Below are 16,511 nucleotides of genomic sequence, written 5' to 3'. Positions count from 1 at the left end.
CGGACGCGCTGAACCGGCCGGGTCAGGCCCCCGCTCATACGCTCGGACCATGTCAGAGGTCTTTGGGGTCCGGCGAAATCATCTGCGCGACCGGTGTGCTGCCGCGGGCAGTGAGGCCGCGCTCGTCTCGCGCCCGGCGAATGTGCGTTACCTCGCGGGCGGAGCGCCCCCCGGCGCCGTACTGCTGCTCGGCAGCAACAGCGGCGGCGATGTGCTGCTCTGCCCCGGCACCCCGGCCGGTGACCCGGCTGACGGCCGCCCCGACGAGTCGCTGCGGCTGACCGTCCTGCCCGCCCCCGGGGGCGATCCCGCCGTAGCGGCGGCGGATCTCCTCGCCTCCACCGGGGCAGGCTCCCTCGCCGTGGAAGAGAACCATCTGACGGTGGCCAGACACCGGGCCATGGGTTCGGTGGCGCCCCGGCTGCGCCTCGACGGCCTGGGCGGGGCCGTGGAACAGCAGCGGATCATCAAGGACGAGGACGAGATCGCCTGTCTGCGGATCGCGGCCGAGATCGCCGACCAGGCGCTCGGAGAGCTGCTCGAATCGATTCTGGTCGGCCGGACCGAGCGCCATCTCGCCCTGGAACTGGAGCGCCGGCTGGTCGACCACGGAGCGGACGGGCCCGCCTTCGCGACCTCCGTGGGCACCGGCCCGAATTCCGGCCGCGGCAAGCACCGCCCCTCCGACCGCAGGGTCGAGGAAGGGGATTTCCTTTCCGTGTGCCTCGGTGCGAACTACCGTGGATACCGGTGCGAGGTCGGCCGTACGTTCGTGATCGGCACGACTCCCGCGGACTGGCAGATCGAGCTCTACGACCTGGTTTTCGCCGCTCAGAGGGCCGGCCGGGAGACCCTGGCCCCCGGCGTGGAGTACCGCGAAGTGGACCGCGCCGCCCGTCAGGTGGTGGACGCGGCGGGCCACGCGGAGGCCCTCGCGGAGACCACCGGACACGGTGTCGGGCTCGAAATCGACGAGGACCCGCAGCTGGCACCTGCGGCCATGGGTAAACTGGACGCTTGCGTGCCGGTCACCGTCGAACCGGGGGTCCACCTCCCGGGCCGGGGCGGAGTCCGGATCGATGACACGCTAGTCGTACGCCCCGAGGCGGACGGCGGACCCGAGCTACTCACCATTACGACCAAGGAACTGCTCGCTCTCTAGCGTGCGGACCCTCGGTCCCACACACGCGCAGTCCAGGAGAACCTCAACCGTGGCTTCCACGAACGACCTCAAGAACGGCATGGTGCTCAAGCTCGATGGCGGCCAGCTCTGGTCCGTCGTCGAGTTCCAGCACGTCAAGCCCGGCAAGGGCCCGGCCTTCGTGCGCACCAAGCTCAAGAGCGTGATGTCCGGCAAGGTCGTCGACAAGACGTTCAACGCCGGAACGAAGGTCGAGACGGCCACCATCGACCGCCGCGACATGCAGTTCTCGTACATGGACGGCGAGTACTTCGTCTTCATGGACATGAGCACGTACGACCAGCTCATGGTCGACCGCAAGTCCGTCGGCAGCACCGCCAACTTCCTGATCGAGGGCTTCACCGCCTCCGTCGCCCAGCACGAGGGAGAGGTGCTCTACGTCGAGCTGCCGGCCGCCGTCGAGCTGACGATCCAGCACACCGACCCGGGCGTCCAGGGCGACCGCTCCACCGGTGGCACCAAGCCGGCGACGCTGGAGACCGGCTACGAGATCGGTGTCCCGCTGTTCATCTCGACCGGCGAGAAGATCAAGGTCGACACCCGCACGGGCGATTACCTCGGCCGGGTGAACAGCTAACCGTGGCTGCCCGGAACACGGCGCGCAAGCGCGCCTTCCAGATCCTCTTCGAGGCCGATCAGCGCGGGACGTCCGTGCAGACGGTCCTCGCGGACTGGATCCGTCATTCCCGCAGCGGCGACGACCGTCAGCCGCCGGTCAGCGAGTACACGATGGAGCTCGTCGAGGGGTACGCGCAGTACGCGGACCGCATCGACGACCTCATCTCCACCTACGCGGTGGGCTGGACGCTCGACCGGATGCCGGTCGTCGACCGCAACATCGTGCGCCTCGGTGCGTACGAACTGGTGTGGGTCGACGGGACACCGGACGCCGTGGTGATCGATGAGGCGGTGCAACTCGCCAAGGAGTTCTCCACCGACGAGTCGCCGTCCTTCATCAACGGCCTGCTGGCCCGCTTCAAGGACCTCAAGCCGAGCCTTCGCCGCGACTAGCAGCACGCACAGCACCTTCCGGGCCCGGAGCAGAAGATGAACAATCTTCAGCTCCGGGCCTGGTGCATGTCCGCACAGGTGATCTAGGTTTCGGGCCATGCCCGAACCCGCGCTGGGGGCCAGGGTCCGGATCGGCTACGGGCTGGGCTCGTTCGCCACCGGCACCTTCGGCACCGTCCCCGGCCTCCTGCTGCTGTACTACCTGACCGACATCCTGGGCGTCGCCGCCGGGGTGGCGGGGCTCCTGGTCTTCCTTCCCAAGGCGTGGGACGTCCTGCTCAACCCGTGGATCGGCAGCCTCTCCGACCGCACCGAGCACCGCTGGGGCCCGCGCCGCCCCTGGATGCTGCTGGGCGCGCTCACCATGCCGCTGTGCTTCGCCGCGATGTTCGCCGCCCCGGACGTGGGCACGGGCTGGGCCGCCGCCTATGTGGCGCTGCTCTTCCTGCTGACCGCCACGGCGTACGCCTGCTTCCAGGTGCCCTACCTCGCCCTGCCGGCCGAACTCACCGCCGACCCCGACGAGCGCGCACGCGTCATGTCCTGGCGGGTCGCCTTCCTCGGTACGGCGATCCTCCTGTCCGGGGCCGTCGCACCTCTGCTCGCGGGGGCCACCGACGACGAACTCGGAACGCCCGGCGGATACCGGCTGATGGGCGTGGCGGTCGGGGTCCTGCTCTGCGCGGGGATGCTCGCGGCCTTCGCCGCCACCTCCGGGGCACGCGGCGTGCTCCGTACGACCAGCGAGGGCGGCCTTCTCGCCCAACTGCGGGCCGCCAGGACCAACCGGCCCTTCCTCTGGCTGCTGGCCGCCTTCGTCGTGCAGGCGGCGGCCACCGGGCTGATGCTGGCGGGCACCCAGTACTTCGCCACGTACATCCTGGGCAGGCCGAGTGCGACGACCCTGCTCTTCGCCTGTCTGATCGTGCCCTCGCTGCTCGCGATGCCGGTCTGGCTGGCCGCCGGTCGGCGCACCGGGAAACGTACCGCCGCGATCATCGCCTCCTGCTGCTTCCTGGCGGGCGCGCTGGTCGCGGCGCTGGCCCGGCAGGTGCCGAGTGGTGCGGTGTACGCAGGGGTCGCGCTCGCCGGGATCGGCTACGCCGGCATGCAGATGCTGCCGATGGCCATGCTCGGCGATGCCGTCGCGGCCGATGCCTTCCGCAGCGGGCGGCGCAGGGCCGGGCTCTTCACCGGGCTGTGGACGGCGGGGGAGACGCTCGGACTCGCCGTGGGCCCCGGCCTGTACGGGCTCGTCCTGACCCTCGGCGGATTCGTCTCCTCGGACGCCGCACACCGCGTCGACCAGCCCGACTCGGCGCTCACCGCGATCGTCGTGGGTTTCGGCGCCCTCCCCGCCGCCCTGCTGCTCATCAGCCTGCCCCTGCTCGGCCGCTACCGGCTCAGCGAGAGCGAACTCGTCCGGCTGCGCGACGCCGCCGTACACGAACCTTCCGTACCGACCGTGGAGCAACCGTGAGCACTGACCAGGACATCCTCGAGCGGCTCGGCGCCCTGCGCGCGGCCGACCTGCCCGTCAAGGGCGGGCGCACCATGGCGTACGTCTACGACTCGGGGCTGGAAGGCATCGAGGAGCTCGCGGCGGAGGCGGCAGCCCGGTTCGCGGGCGTCAACGGGCTGGACATGACCGCCTTTCCCAGCGTCGTGGCCCTGGAGAACGACATCGTCGCGAAGGCCTCCCAGCTGCTCGGCGGGACCGAGGACACGGCGGGGACCTTCACCAGTGGAGGCACCGAGAGCTGCCTGCTCGCCGTGTACACGGCCCGCGAACACGCCCGCCGGACACGGGGCGTGCTCGCCCCCGAGATCGTCCTGCCGGACACGGCGCACGCCGCCTTCCACAAGGCGGCCGCGCTCTTCGGACTGAAACCGGTCGTTGTACCCGTCGACCCGGAGACCTACGTGGTGCACGCCGAGGACATCGCGGCTGCCCTCACCGAGAACACCGCACTGGTCGTCGTCTCGGCACCCTCGTACGCCCATGGGGTCATCGATCCGGTGGCCGCGGTGGCCGGGGAGGCGGCCCGGCGCGGGATCCTCTGCCATGTCGACGCATGCATCGGCGGCTGGTACTTGGGCCATCTGCGCCTCTCGGAGGAGGCGCCGCCGCTGCCGGCGTTCGACCTGTCCGTGGCGGGAGTCACCTCGCTCTCCGTGGACCTGCACAAGTACGGGTACGCGGCCAAGGGCGCCTCGGTGCTGCTCTTCAGGGACGCCGAACTGCGCCGCCACGGCTGGTTCGCCCATGCCTCGTGGCCCGGATACCCGGTGGTCAACGCGACCTTGCAGGGCACCAAGTCGGCCGCGCCGCTGGCCGCGGCATGGGCCGTTCTGGAGCGCATCGGCACCGAGGGGTATATCGATCTGTCGATACGGGTCCACCGGGCGGCCGCCGATCTGGCGGAGGGCATCCGGTCCATCGAGGGGCTGCGGATACTCGGCAGGCCCGATTCCTCGCTGATCGCCGTCGCCTCGGACGAGCCAGGCGTCGACCCCTTCGTGGTGGCCGACGAGATGCGCGGGCACGGCTGGTACCTCCAGCCACAGCCGTCCTTCGGCGGGTCCCCGGCGAATCTGCATCTGACCGTGACCGCGGCGGTGGCGGGGGAGGAGACCGTACGGCAGCTGCTCGCTGACCTCGCCACCGCGGTGGCGGCTGCCAGGGCACTCGGCCCGGTCGAAGTCGATCCCGAACTGGTCGCGGCGGCCGGGCTGCTGGATCCGGACACCCTCACCTCGGCGGAGGCGGCCTTCGCGCTGAGCCTCGCGGGGGTCGGAGAGGGCGGCGAGCTGCCTGAGCGGATGGCCCCTGTCCTTGCCGTACTCCAGGTGCTGCCGCCGAAACTGACCGAGCGTCTGCTGCCGGAGCTCATCGGCCGCATCTACACCTGACAACGACCGAGGGCGGACCCGCGACAAGCGGGTCCGCCCTTCGGACGTGACGTTTCTTCCGGAAGATCCGGGGAGGGGTCAGACCTCGTCGTGGACCGCACGACGGGCATCCGCGTCCAGCACGCCCCAGCTGATGAGCTGCTCGGTCAGGACCGAGGGGGACTGGTCGTAGATGACGGCGAGCGTGCGCAGGTCGTCCTGACGGATCGACAGCACCTTGCCGTTGTAGTCGCCGCGCTGGCTCTGGATCGTGGCGGCGTAACGCTGCAGCGGCCCGGCCTTCTCCGGCGGGACGTGCGCGAGGCGCTCAAGATCCAGGACGAGCTTGGGCGGCGGCTCGGCGGCTCCGCCCGGCGTCGTACCCGGAAGCAGTTCCTGCACCGGGACGCCGTAGAAGTCCGCCAGCTCGGCGAGGCGCTGTACGGTCACGGCGCGGTCGCCGCGCTCGTACGAACCGACCACCACGGCCTTCCAGCGACCCTGGGACTTCTCTTCGACACCATGGAGGGAGAGGCCCTGCTGGGTGCGGATGGCGCGGAGCTTGGCCCCGAGCTGTTTTGCGTATTCGCTGGACATAAGGCTCCCCGGACACTGAGTCAATGTGCGGCTCCGCCGCGCGGCTGGTAACTCACTGTGAGGTTACGCAGCGTTACTTGGATGCGTCAAGCCGAATGGTCCGGACCGCCCCCTGCCGGGGCCCGTGAGAAGGGCCGCGCACCCCCTGGTACCGTGGAATACGTAATTTCGACGTCCTTTAAGGTCCGTCCCGTGAGGCGGAGAAGGAGGTCCGTTTCATATGGACGCAAGCACAGCAGGCAACACCGATGCCCGCCCCGTTCTCGAGGGCCCGGACATCGCGCGGGTTCTGACCCGCATCGCGCACGAAATCGTCGAGCGCGCCAAGGGCGCCGAAGACGTCGTGCTCCTCGGCATTCCGACCCGTGGCGTCTTTCTCGCCCGTCGACTGGCCGAAAAGCTCGAAGAGATCACCGGCCGCAAGATCCCGGTCGGCTCCCTCGACATCACCATGTACCGCGACGACCTGCGCATGAAGCCCGCGCGGGCCCTCGGCCGCACCGAGATCCCCGCCGACGGGCTCGAAGGCAGGCTCGTCGTCCTCGTCGACGACGTGCTCTTCTCCGGCCGCACGATCCGCGCCGCTCTGGACGCCCTCGGCGACCTCGGCCGTCCGCGCGCCGTGCAGCTCGCGGTTCTGGTCGACCGGGGCCACCGCGAACTGCCGATCCGCGCCGACTACGTCGGCAAGAACCTCCCCACGTCGCTGCGGGAGACGGTCAAGGTCCAGCTTGCCGAGGAGGACGGTCGCGACACCGTGCTGCTCGGCTCCAAGCAGCAGACCACCGGCGCGTAGCACTTCAGGGACCGCCTTCCCGTGGTCCTTTCGCGCGCTCCCATGCCCGAAATCTCCGCTTTCCCTGGAGCTGCAACAAGATGAAGCGTCACCTCATCTCGGCCGCCGACCTCACCCGCGACGACGCCGTACTCGTCCTCGACACCGCCGAGGAGATGGCCCGGGTCGCCGACCGGCCCATCAAGAAGCTGCCGACACTGCGCGGCCGCACGATCGTCAATCTCTTCTTCGAGGACTCGACCCGCACCCGGATCTCCTTCGAGGCCGCGGCCAAGCGCCTGTCCGCGGACGTCATCAACTTCTCCGCCAAGGGGTCGTCGGTCTCCAAGGGCGAGTCCCTCAAGGACACCGCGCTGACCCTGGAGGCCATGGGCGCCGACGCGGTCGTCATCCGCCACCCCGCCTCCGGAGCGCCCTACCGCCTGGCCAACTCCGGCTGGATCGACTCCACGGTCGTCAACGCCGGCGACGGCACCCACGAGCACCCCACCCAGGCCCTGCTCGACGCCTTCACCCTGCGCCGCCGGCTCGTCGGCCGGGACGCGGGCATGGGCAAGGGTCTGGACGGCCGCCGGGTCACGATCGTCGGCGACGTACTGCACAGCCGCGTCGCCCGCTCCAACGTCCTGCTCCTGCACACCCTGGGCGCCCAGGTCACCCTGGTCGCCCCGCCGACCCTGGTCCCCGTCGGCGTCGAGAGCTGGCCGTGCGAGGTCAGCTACGACCTCGACGCCGTACTGCCGAAGTCCGACGCCGTGATGATGCTGCGCGTCCAGCGCGAGCGGATGAACGCCGCCTTCTTCCCCACCGAGCGCGAGTACTCGCGGCGCTACGGCCTCGACGGCCTGCGGATGGCCAAGATGCCCGCCGACGCGATCGTCATGCACCCGGGGCCGATGGTCCGCGGCATGGAGATCACCGCCGAGGTCGCCGACTCCGACCGCTGCACGGCCATCGAGCAGGTCGCCAACGGCGTCTCGGCCCGCATGGCCGTCCTCTATCTGCTTCTGGGCGGCTCCGAGCCCGCCATCAGCACGACCCGCACCGAGGAGAACAACTGATGAGCAAGATCCTGATCCGTGGCGCGAAGGTCCTCGGCGGCGAGCCGCAGGACGTGCTGATCGACGGCGAGACGATCGAAGCGGTCGGCACCGGGCTCTCGGCGGATGGTGCCCAGGTCGTCGAGGCCGAAGGCAAGGTGCTCCTCCCCGGCCTCGTCGACCTCCACACCCACCTCCGCGAGCCCGGCCGCGAGGACTCCGAGACCGTCCTCACCGGTACGCAGGCGGCCGCGAGCGGCGGCTTCACGGCCGTCTTCGCCATGGCCAACACCTTCCCCGTCGCCGACACCGCCGGCGTCGTCGAGCAGGTCTGGCGTCTCGGCAAGGAGTCCGGCTACTGCGACGTGCAGCCCATCGGCGCCGTCACCGTCGGCCTGGAGGGCAAGAAGCTCTCCGAGCTGGGCGCCATGCACGACTCCGCCGCCCAGGTCACCGTCTTCTCGGACGACGGCAAGTGCGTCGACGACGCGGTGATCATGCGCCGTGCGCTGGAGTACGTGAAGGCCTTCGGCGGCGTCGTCGCCCAGCACGCCCAGGAGCCCCGCCTCACCGAGGGCGCCCAGATGAACGAGGGCGTCGTCTCCGCCGAGCTCGGCCTCGGCGGCTGGCCTGCCGTGGCCGAGGAGTCGGTCATCGCCCGCGACGTCCTGCTCGCCGAGCACGTCGGCTCCCGCGTCCACATCTGCCACCTCTCCACCGCCGGCTCGGTCGAGATCGTCCGCTGGGCCAAGTCGCGTGGCATCGACGTCACCGCCGAGGTCACCCCGCACCACCTGCTGCTGACCGACGAGCTGGTCCGCTCGTACAACCCGGTCTACAAGGTGAACCCGCCGCTGCGCACCGAGACCGACGTCATGGCGCTGCGCGAGGCCCTCGCCGACGGCACGATCGACATCGTCGCCACCGACCACGCCCCGCACCCGCACGAGGACAAGGACTGCGAGTGGGCCGCTGCCGCCATGGGCATGGTGGGGCTGGAGACCGCGCTGTCCGTCGTCCAGCAGACGATGGTGGAGACCGGGCTGCTCGACTGGGCCGGCGTCGCCGAGCGCATGTCGCACAAGCCGGCCCGCATCGGCTCGCTCAGCGGCCATGGACGCCCCGTCTCGGCAGGTGAGCCCGCGAACCTCACCCTCGTCGACACCGCTTACCGTGGAGAGGTGGACCCCGCGGGCTTCGCCTCGCGCAGCCGCAACACCCCCTACGAGGGTCGTGAGCTGCCGGGACGTGTCACACACACCTGGCTCCGGGGCCGCGCGACGGTCGTGGACGGGAAGCTGGCGTGACACCTCTCATCAATCTTGCAGCCGAGCAGAAATCGGCGGACGTGACGGACTGGGCCGGACGTATCGGCTGGGTCGTCGGGCTGCTCCTGTTCGTCGCGCTCGTCTACTGGCTGATGCGCGAAGGCTGGAAGTGGCGCGGCACGCTCCAGGGCGACCTGCCCGAGCTCCCCACCGCGCCGTCCGAGCCCGGTGAGCCGAAACTGGTGATGAGCGGCCGCTACCACGGCTCGACCACCGCCGGTCAGTGGCTCGACCGGATCGTTGCGCGCGGCCTCGGCACGCGCAGCAAGGCCGAGCTGACGCTCACCGACGAAGGCCTGGACGTCGTACGCCCCGGGGCGGCCGACTTCTTCGTCCCCACCGACGCTCTGCGCGAGGCCCGCCTCGACAAGGGCATCGCGGGCAAGGTCCTCGCCGAAGGCGGTCTCCTGATCGTCACCTGGGCCCACGGCGACAAGCTGATCGACTCCGGCTTCCGCTCCGACCGGGCGGCCGAGCACGCCGCCTGGGTCGAGGCCATCAACTCCATGCGCACCACATCCCTGACGACCACGACGGAAGGCATCGCACGATGACGACCTCCACCCGGGGAGCCGCCAAGGCTCCCGCCGTACTCGTCCTGGAGGACGGCCGCAGCTTCCGCGGCCGTGCCTACGGGGCCGTGGGGGAGACCTTCGGCGAAGCGGTCTTCAACACCGGCATGAGCGGTTACCAGGAGACCCTGACCGACCCCTCGTACCACCGCCAGGTCGTCGTGATGACCGCCCCGCACGTCGGCAACACCGGCGTGAACGACGACGACCCCGAGTCGGGCCAGATCTGGGTCGCGGGCTATGTCGTACGGGACCCCGCGCGCGTCGCGTCGAACTGGCGCTCGCAGCGCTCGCTCGACGAGGAGCTCGTCAAGCAGGGCGTCGTCGGGATCTCCGGCATCGACACCCGCGCCCTCACCCGCCACCTGCGTGAGCGCGGCGCCATGCGCGTCGGCATCTTCTCCGGCGAGGCACTGGCCGACGAGGCCACGCTGCTCGCCCGTGTGAAGGAGGCGCCCGAGATGGTCGGCGCCGACCTCTCCACCCAGGTCGCCACCAAGGAGACGTACGTCGTCCCCGCGATCGGGCCCGGCGGCGAAGCCCTGCCCATCGGGAGCGCGCGCTTCACCGTCGCCGCCCTGGACCTGGGCATCAAGGGCATGACCCCGCACCGCATGGCCGAGCGCGGCATCGAGGTGCACGTGCTGCCCGCGACCGCCACGGTCGAGGACGTCTACGCGGTGAACCCCGACGGCTTCTTCCTCTCCAACGGCCCGGGCGACCCGTCCACCGTCGACCTGACCGTCGTCAAGGCCGTGCTGGCGAAGAAGACCCCGCTCTTCGGGATCTGCTTCGGCAACCAGATCCTGGGCCGGGCGCTCGGCTTCGGTACGTACAAGCTCAAGTACGGTCACCGCGGCATCAACCAGCCCGTCCAGGACCGCACCACCGGCAAGGTCGAGATCACCGCGCACAACCACGGCTTCGCCGTCGACGCGCCCCTCGACAAGGTGAGCGAGACCCCCTTCGGCCGCGCCGAGGTCTCCCACGTCTGCCTCAACGACAACGTGGTGGAAGGCCTCCAGCTGCTCGACCAGCCGGCCTTCTCCGTCCAGTACCACCCCGAAGCAGCCGCGGGCCCGCACGACGCCGCGTACCTGTTCGACCGCTTCGTAGAGCTCATGGAGGGCCAGCGTGCCTAAGCGCACCGATATCCAGTCCGTCCTGGTCATCGGATCGGGCCCGATCGTCATCGGCCAGGCCGCGGAGTTCGACTACTCCGGCACCCAGGCCTGCCGCATCCTCAAGGCCGAGGGCCTGCGGGTCATCCTGGTCAACTCCAACCCGGCCACGATCATGACCGACCCGGAGATCGCCGACGCCACGTACGTCGAGCCGATCACCCCCGAGTTCGTCGAGAAGATCATCGCCAAGGAGCGCCCCGACGCGCTCCTGCCCACCCTCGGCGGCCAGACCGCGCTCAACACCGCGATCTCCATGCACGAGCAGGGTGTGCTGGAGAAGTACGGTGTCGAGCTCATCGGCGCCAACGTCGAGGCCATCAACAAGGGCGAGGACCGCGAGCTCTTCAAGGGCGTCGTCGAGGCCGTCAAGGCCAAGATCGGCTACGGCGAGTCCGCCCGCTCGGTCATCTGCCACTCCATGGACGACGTCATCGGCGGCGTGGACACCCTCGGCGGCTACCCCGTCGTCGTCCGCCCCTCCTTCACCATGGGCGGCGCCGGCTCCGGCTTCGCGCACAACGAAGAGGAACTGCGCCGCATCGCCGGACAGGGACTCACGCTCTCGCCGACCACCGAGGTGCTCCTGGAGGAGTCCATCCTCGGCTGGAAGGAGTACGAGCTGGAGCTGATGCGGGACAAGAACGACAACGTGGTTGTCGTCTGCTCCATCGAGAACTTCGACCCCATGGGCGTCCACACCGGCGACTCGATCACCGTCGCCCCGGCGATGACGCTGACCGACCGCGAGTACCAGCGCCTGCGCGACATCGGCATCGCGATCATCCGCGAGGTCGGCGTCGACACCGGCGGCTGCAACATCCAGTTCGCGATCGACCCGACCGACGGCCGGATCATCGTCATCGAGATGAACCCGCGCGTCTCCCGCTCCTCGGCGCTCGCGTCGAAGGCCACGGGCTTCCCGATCGCGAAGATCGCCGCCCGTCTCGCCGTCGGCTACACCCTCGACGAGATCCCCAACGACATCACCGAGAAGACCCCGGCCTCCTTCGAGCCGAGCCTCGACTACGTCGTCGTCAAGGTCCCGCGCTTCGCATTCGAGAAGTTCCCGGCCGCCGACGCGACCCTCACCACCACGATGAAGTCGGTGGGCGAGGCCATGGCGATCGGCCGCAACTTCACCGAGGCGCTGCAGAAGGCGCTGCGCTCGCTGGAGAAGAAGGGCAGCCAGTTCACCTTCGTCGGCGAGCCCGGCGACAAGGCCGCCCTCCTGGAGACCGCGAAGGTCCCCACCGACGGCCGGATCAACACCGTCATGCAGGCCATGCGCGCCGGCGCCACGCCCGAGGAGATCTTCGACGCGACGAAGATCGACCCCTGGTTCGTCGACCAGCTGTTCCTGATCCTGGAGCACGCGGACGAGCTCGCAGCCGCCGAGAAGCTCGACCCCGAGCTCCTTGCCGACGCCAAGCGCCACGGCTTCTCGGACACCCAGATCGCCGAGATCCGCGGGCTGCGCGAGGACGTCGTACGCGAGGTGCGCCACGCCCTCGGTGTGCGCCCGGTCTACAAGACGGTCGACACCTGCGCCGCCGAATTCGCCGCCAAGACCCCGTACTTCTACTCGTCCTACGACGAGGAGAGCGAGGTCGCGCCGCGCGAGAAGCCCGCCGTGATCATCCTGGGCTCCGGTCCCAACCGCATCGGCCAGGGCATCGAGTTCGACTACTCCTGCGTCCACGCCTCCTTCGCGCTCAGCGACGCCGGCTACGAGACCGTGATGGTCAACTGCAACCCGGAGACGGTCTCCACGGACTACGACACCTCCGACCGCCTCTACTTCGAGCCGCTCACCCTCGAAGACGTCCTGGAGATCGTCCACGCCGAGTCCCTCGCGGGCCCGATCGCCGGCGTCATCGTCCAGCTCGGCGGCCAGACCCCCCTCGGTCTCGCCCAGGCGCTCAAGGACAACGGCGTCCCCGTCGTCGGCACCCCGCCGGAGGCCATCCACGCCGCCGAGGACCGAGGAGCGTTCGGCCGGGTCCTCGCCGAGGCCAACCTGCCCGCCCCCAAGCACGGCACCGCGACGACGTTCGCACAGGCGAAGGAGATCGCCGACGAGATCGGCTACCCGGTCCTGGTCCGCCCGTCGTACGTACTCGGCGGCCGCGGCATGGAGATCGTGTACGACGAGACCCGCCTCTCCTCGTACATCGAGGAGTCCACCGAGATCAGCCCGACCCGCCCTGTCCTGGTCGACCGCTTCCTCGACGACGCCATCGAGATCGACGTCGACGCGCTCTACGACGGCACCGAGCTCTACCTCGGCGGCGTCATGGAGCACATCGAGGAAGCCGGCATCCACTCCGGCGACTCCGCCTGCGCCCTGCCCCCGATCACCCTCGGCGGCCACGACATCAAGCGGCTGCGCGCCTCCACCGAGGCCATCGCCAAGGGCGTCGGCGTCCGCGGACTGATCAACATCCAGTTCGCCATGGCCGGGGACATCCTCTACGTCCTCGAGGCCAACCCCCGCGCCTCGCGCACCGTCCCCTTCACCTCGAAGGCCACCGCGGTCCCGCTCGCCAAGGCCGCCGCCCGCATCTCGCTGGGTGCGACCGTCGCCGAGCTGCGCGCCGAGGGCATGCTCCCGGCCAAGGGCGACGGCGGCACGCTGCCGCTGGACGCGCCGATCTCCGTCAAGGAGGCCGTGATGCCCTGGAGCCGCTTCCGCGACATCCACGGGCGCGGCGTCGACACGGTGCTCGGCCCGGAGATGCGCTCGACGGGTGAAGTCATGGGCATCGACTCGGTGTTCGGCACCGCGTACGCCAAGTCGCAGGCCGGCGCGTACGGTCCGCTGCCCACCAAGGGCCGCGCCTTCATCTCGGTCGCCAACCGCGACAAGCGCACGATGATCTTTCCCGCGCGTGAACTCGTCGCCCACGGCTTCGAGTTGCTCGCGACCTCGGGCACGGCGGAGGTGCTGCGCCGCAACGGCATCAACGCCACCGTGGTGCGCAAGCTCAGCGAGGGTGAGGGTCCGAACGGCGAGAAGACCATCGTCCAGCTGATCCACGACGGCGATGTCGACCTGATCGTCAACACCCCCTACGGCACCGGCGGCCGCCTCGACGGCTACGAGATCCGTACGGCAGCCGTCGCCCGCTCCGTCCCCTGCCTCACCACGGTCCAGGCCCTCGCGGCCGCCGTGCAGGGCATCGACGCGCTCAACGGCGGGGACGTCGGCGTGCGTTCCCTGCAAGAACACGCGGAACACCTGATCGCGGCCCGCGACTAGCAGCCCACGAGGGGGACACCGAACCGGTGTCCCCCTCTTTCATGAGGACATCACCATGTACAAGCTGTTCTTCAACCTGGTCTTCAAGAAGATGGACCCCGAGAAGGCCCACTACCTGGCCTTCCGCTGGATCCGCCTCGCGGCCCGCGTCCCCGTCCTGCGTACGTTCGTCGCGGCCGCGCTCGCGCCCCGCCACAAGGAGCTCCGCACGGAGGCCTTCGGCTTGCGCATGCACGGCCCCTTCGGGCTCGCCGCCGGCTTCGACAAGAACGCGGTCGCGATCGATGGCATGACCATGCTCGGCTTCGACCACGTCGAGATCGGCACGGTCACCGCCCAGCCCCAGCCCGGCAACCCCAAGAAGCGCCTGTTCCGCCTCGTGCAGGACCGCGCGCTCATCAACCGCATGGGCTTCAACAACGAGGGCTCCGAGGCCGTGGCGGCCCGTCTGGAGGCCCGCAACCCCGTCTTCCGTACGACGGTCGGCGTCAACATCGGCAAGACCAAGGTCGTACCGGAAGAGGAGGCGGTGGGCGACTACGTCACCTCCACCGAGCGCCTCGCCGCCCACGCCGACTACCTGGTCGTCAACGTCTCCTCGCCGAACACGCCGGGACTGCGCAACCTCCAGGCCACCGAGTCGCTGCGCCCGCTGCTGACGGCCGTACGGGAAGCGGCCGACCGCACCGTCACCTCGCGGCGCGTCCCGCTCCTGGTGAAGATCGCCCCCGATCTCGCCGACGAGGACGTCGACGCGGTGGCCGACCTGGCTGTCGAGCTCGGCCTGGACGGCATCATCGCCACCAACACCACGATCGCCCGCGAGGGCCTCGGCCTGAAGTCCGACCCGGCGATCATCAAGGAGACGGGCGGCCTCTCCGGAGCGCCGCTCAAGGAGCGCTCCCTGGAGGTCCTGCGCCGTCTGCACGTCCGTGTGGGCGACGAGATCACCCTCGTCGGGGTCGGCGGCATCGAGACCGCCGAGGACGCCTGGCAGCGGATCCTGGCTGGTGCCACGCTCGTCCAGGGCTACAGCGCCTTCATCTACGAGGGTCCGTTCTGGGGCCGTGCGATCCACAAGGGTCTCGCGGCCCGCCTCAAGGCAAGTCCGTACGCCACGCTCGCCGAGGCCGTCGGCGCAGCCAACCGGAAGGTGACCCAGTCATGACCCTCGAACCGTTCGGCGCCCGCCTGCGCCACGCCATGGACACCCGTGGACCGCTCTGCGTCGGCATCGACCCGCATGCCTCGCTGCTGTCCGCCTGGGGCCTGAACGACGACATCGCCGGCCTGGAGCGCTTCTCCCGCACGGTCGTCGAGGCGCTGGCCGACCGGGTCGCCGTGCTCAAGCCGCAGTCGGCGTTCTTCGAGCGGTTCGGCTCGCGCGGTGTCGCGGTGCTCGAGAAGACGGTCGAGGAGGCCCGCGCGGCCGGTGCGCTGGTCGTGATGGACGCCAAGCGCGGTGACATCGGCTCCACGATGGGCGCGTACGCGGCGACGTACCTCGACAAGGAGTCCCCGCTCTTCTCGGACGCGGTGACCCTCTCGCCGTACCTCGGCTTCGGTTCGCTGCGTCCGGCTCTGGACGCGGCCAGGATCAGCGGCGCGGGCGTCTTCGTCCTCGCCCTGACCTCCAACCCGGAGGGCGCAGAGGTCCAGCGCGCCACGGCCGCGGACGGCAGGACACTCGCCCAGCTGATGCTGGACCACATGGCCGCGGAGAACGAGGGTGCGACGCCGCTCGGCTCGGTGGGCGCGGTGGTCGGAGCGACGCTCGGCGACGCGGGCGTGGACCTCGCCATGAACGGCCCGCTGCTCGCGCCCGGCATCGGCGCCCAGGGGGCGACCCCGGCGGACCTCCCCGGCGTATTCGGCGCGGCGGTCGGCAATGTCGTCCCGAGCGTCAGCCGGGGTGTGCTGCGACACGGTCCGGACGTGACGGGTCTGCGCGACTCCGCGGCGCGGTTCGCGGACGAGGTGCGTGTGGCGGTCGCCGGGGCGTAAGTGCGGGCCGGGAGCGGATTTCCGGGCCCGGGAGCAGGACTTCGCAGGGGTGCACACGCCGCCTTGACGAATCTTTTTCGTTCCGGAGGCCGAAAACCGGGGTGTTATGCCCGAAATATCCCGTCCCGCCAAGGCTGACCAGGACTTTTCGTCTGTTCTCGCTGACTGGAGCGGCCCAGGCCGCTAGTCTCCGTCGAGAGCGAACGGGCGAGTGCGTTGCTCGTAGCTCACCCCTGGTGTGGGGCGACTAGGTTCCTCACCGGTCCGTATCCGACAGATCGACATCCGAGGTGACGTAGGCGTGGCTCTTCCGCCCCTTACCCCTGAACAGCGCGCAGCCGCGCTCGAAAAGGCCGCCGCGGCTCGCCGGGAGCGGGCCGAGGTCAAGAATCGACTCAAGCACTCCGGCGCTTCCCTCCACGAGGTCATCAAGCAGGGCCAGGAGAACGACGTCATCGGCAAGATGAAGGTCTCCGCCCTCCTTGAGTCCCTGCCCGGCGTGGGCAAGGTCCGCGCCAAGCAGCTCATGGAGCGGCTCGGGATCTCCGAGAGCCGCCGTGTGCGCGGTCTCGGCTCCAATCAGATCGCTTCTTTGGAGCGCGAGTTCGGCGGTGCCGGAGCCTGACG

The 16,511-nt window shown here is 70.0% G+C and carries 15 protein-coding genes; 14 read left to right on the top strand and 1 reads right to left on the bottom strand.

The window, feature by feature from the left end; translation table 11 throughout:
• Positions 1–49: 49 nt before the first annotated feature.
• The 5 genes from AB0H78_RS14940 to AB0H78_RS14920 all read left to right on the top strand — a co-directional run bounded on the left by AB0H78_RS14940 (position 50) and on the right by AB0H78_RS14920 (position 5,125).
• Positions 50–1,162: an aminopeptidase P family protein gene (locus tag AB0H78_RS14940; protein WP_363234790.1), complete on the top strand. Its 1,113-nt coding sequence runs from the start codon at positions 50–52 to the stop codon at positions 1,160–1,162.
• A 49-nt stretch (positions 1,163–1,211) separates the two neighbouring features.
• Positions 1,212–1,778 (top strand): elongation factor P, encoded by a 567-nt coding sequence (gene efp, locus AB0H78_RS14935; RefSeq protein ID WP_363234789.1) that lies wholly within the window; start codon positions 1,212–1,214, stop codon positions 1,776–1,778.
• Positions 1,779–1,780: 2 nt separating this feature from the next.
• On the top strand, positions 1,781–2,212 hold the full coding sequence (gene nusB / locus AB0H78_RS14930; protein ID WP_363234788.1) for a transcription antitermination factor NusB: 432 nt from the start codon (positions 1,781–1,783) through the stop codon (positions 2,210–2,212).
• Positions 2,213–2,309: 97 nt separating this feature from the next.
• Positions 2,310–3,692, top strand: a complete 1,383-nt coding sequence (locus AB0H78_RS14925; RefSeq protein WP_363234787.1) for an MFS transporter — start codon at positions 2,310–2,312, stop codon at positions 3,690–3,692.
• The gene (locus AB0H78_RS14920; protein WP_363234786.1) at positions 3,689–5,125 is read left to right on the top strand and encodes an aminotransferase class V-fold PLP-dependent enzyme; all 1,437 of its coding nucleotides are present in this window, start codon (positions 3,689–3,691) and stop codon (positions 5,123–5,125) included. The genes AB0H78_RS14925 and AB0H78_RS14920 overlap by 4 nt, the downstream gene beginning before the upstream one ends.
• A 78-nt stretch (positions 5,126–5,203) precedes the next feature.
• On the opposite strand, the gene bldD is transcribed toward AB0H78_RS14920, so the two are convergent.
• A complete protein-coding gene (gene bldD / locus AB0H78_RS14915; protein ID WP_329114362.1) occupies positions 5,204–5,701 on the bottom strand; it encodes a transcriptional regulator BldD in 498 nt (165 codons plus the stop codon).
• 220 nt (positions 5,702–5,921) lie between these two features.
• Here bldD and pyrR point away from each other — a divergent pair, with 220 nt between their 5' ends.
• The 9 genes from pyrR to AB0H78_RS14870 all read left to right on the top strand — a co-directional run bounded on the left by pyrR (position 5,922) and on the right by AB0H78_RS14870 (position 16,509).
• On the top strand, positions 5,922–6,497 hold the full coding sequence (gene pyrR / locus AB0H78_RS14910; protein ID WP_363234785.1) for a bifunctional pyr operon transcriptional regulator/uracil phosphoribosyltransferase PyrR: 576 nt from the start codon (positions 5,922–5,924) through the stop codon (positions 6,495–6,497).
• A gap of 80 nt (positions 6,498–6,577) precedes the next feature.
• Entirely contained in the window at positions 6,578–7,558 is a 981-nt protein-coding gene (locus AB0H78_RS14905) for an aspartate carbamoyltransferase catalytic subunit (RefSeq protein WP_363234784.1), read from the top strand.
• Positions 7,558–8,844 (top strand): dihydroorotase, encoded by a 1,287-nt coding sequence (locus AB0H78_RS14900; protein ID WP_363234783.1) that lies wholly within the window; start codon positions 7,558–7,560, stop codon positions 8,842–8,844. Before AB0H78_RS14905 ends, AB0H78_RS14900 begins: the two co-directional genes overlap by 1 nt.
• Positions 8,841–9,419: a hypothetical protein gene (locus tag AB0H78_RS14895; protein WP_363234782.1), complete on the top strand. Its 579-nt coding sequence runs from the start codon at positions 8,841–8,843 to the stop codon at positions 9,417–9,419. The genes AB0H78_RS14900 and AB0H78_RS14895 overlap by 4 nt, the downstream gene beginning before the upstream one ends.
• Positions 9,416–10,579, top strand: a complete 1,164-nt coding sequence (gene carA, locus AB0H78_RS14890) for a glutamine-hydrolyzing carbamoyl-phosphate synthase small subunit (protein ID WP_363234781.1) — start codon at positions 9,416–9,418, stop codon at positions 10,577–10,579. The genes AB0H78_RS14895 and carA overlap by 4 nt, the downstream gene beginning before the upstream one ends.
• Positions 10,572–13,880 carry a carbamoyl-phosphate synthase large subunit gene (gene carB, locus AB0H78_RS14885; protein WP_363234780.1) on the top strand — a complete coding sequence of 1,103 codons (3,309 nt, stop codon included), beginning with the start codon at positions 10,572–10,574 and terminating at the stop codon, positions 13,878–13,880. The genes carA and carB overlap by 8 nt, the downstream gene beginning before the upstream one ends.
• 55 nt (positions 13,881–13,935) lie before the next feature.
• A complete protein-coding gene (locus tag AB0H78_RS14880; protein WP_363234779.1) occupies positions 13,936–15,048 on the top strand; it encodes a quinone-dependent dihydroorotate dehydrogenase in 1,113 nt (370 codons plus the stop codon).
• Entirely contained in the window at positions 15,045–15,884 is an 840-nt protein-coding gene (gene pyrF / locus AB0H78_RS14875; RefSeq protein WP_363234778.1) for an orotidine-5'-phosphate decarboxylase, read from the top strand. Before AB0H78_RS14880 ends, pyrF begins: the two co-directional genes overlap by 4 nt.
• A 301-nt stretch (positions 15,885–16,185) precedes the next feature.
• Complete coding sequence (locus AB0H78_RS14870; RefSeq protein WP_363234777.1) at positions 16,186–16,509, top strand: integration host factor; 324 nt, start codon at positions 16,186–16,188, stop codon at positions 16,507–16,509.
• The last annotated feature ends 2 nt before the right edge of the window (positions 16,510–16,511 follow it).

The organism is Streptomyces sp. NPDC050738, assembly GCF_040654175.1.
GTDB lineage: Bacteria > Actinomycetota > Actinomycetes > Streptomycetales > Streptomycetaceae > Streptomyces.
This window is presented reverse-complemented; position numbering and strand designations above follow the sequence as displayed.

Excerpts from the sequence above, each read along its gene's own strand:
- AB0H78_RS14940 (WP_363234790.1), top strand. The coding sequence starts at position 50 with ATGTCAGAGGTCTTTGGGGTCCGGCGAAATCATCTGCGCGACCGGTGT.
- AB0H78_RS14925 (WP_363234787.1), top strand. The coding sequence starts at position 2,310 with ATGCCCGAACCCGCGCTGGGGGCCAGGGTCCGGATCGGCTACGGGCTG.
- bldD (WP_329114362.1), bottom strand. The coding sequence starts at position 5,701 with ATGTCCAGCGAATACGCAAAACAGCTCGGGGCCAAGCTCCGCGCCATC.
- pyrR (WP_363234785.1), top strand. The coding sequence starts at position 5,922 with ATGGACGCAAGCACAGCAGGCAACACCGATGCCCGCCCCGTTCTCGAG.
- AB0H78_RS14905 (WP_363234784.1), top strand. The coding sequence starts at position 6,578 with ATGAAGCGTCACCTCATCTCGGCCGCCGACCTCACCCGCGACGACGCC.
- AB0H78_RS14900 (WP_363234783.1), top strand. The coding sequence starts at position 7,558 with ATGAGCAAGATCCTGATCCGTGGCGCGAAGGTCCTCGGCGGCGAGCCG.
- carA (WP_363234781.1), top strand. The coding sequence starts at position 9,416 with ATGACGACCTCCACCCGGGGAGCCGCCAAGGCTCCCGCCGTACTCGTC.
- AB0H78_RS14880 (WP_363234779.1), top strand. The coding sequence starts at position 13,936 with ATGTACAAGCTGTTCTTCAACCTGGTCTTCAAGAAGATGGACCCCGAG.
- pyrF (WP_363234778.1), top strand. The coding sequence starts at position 15,045 with ATGACCCTCGAACCGTTCGGCGCCCGCCTGCGCCACGCCATGGACACC.